Below are 366 nucleotides of genomic sequence, written 5' to 3' on the forward strand. Positions count from 1 at the left end.
GCATCGGTCAGACTCACCGGCTGGGCTCGATCAGAATCTCCTCCACGCCGCGGCCGATCCCCATTGTCGGCAATGTGCGCTATTCGATTATGCGGAATTCCTGTAAGGGTGAGAGGGAGCGCTCGGTATAAGCGCTCCCTCTCGGCTCGCGTTCAAGGCGTGGACTCCTGAATGGGTCGCGAGCGGCTTAGGGGGCGACCGCGTCGGTCGCGCGGGCGGTGGTTGGAAGTAACCCGTAGGGGATTCGTGCGGTGCCAGCTTCGATTTGGGTGAGCCGGTTGTACTTGGCGATGCGTTCGCCGCGGGCGGGTGCTCCGGATTTGATTTGGCCCACGCCTGTGCCGACGACGAGGTCGGCGATAAAGG

At 63.4% G+C, this 366-nt stretch carries 1 protein-coding gene; it reads right to left on the reverse strand.

Annotation, left to right across the window (positions count from 1 at the left end):
• Positions 1 to 187 precede the first annotated feature (187 nt).
• Positions 188 to 361 (reverse strand): hypothetical protein, encoded by a 174-nt coding sequence (locus AC1RPW_RS08140; protein WP_481769462.1) that lies wholly within the window; start codon positions 359 to 361, stop codon positions 188 to 190.
• Between the last annotated feature and the right edge of the window lie 5 nt (positions 362 to 366).

The organism is Dellaglioa sp. CoH-55-MRSF-8 (assembly GCF_056782195.1).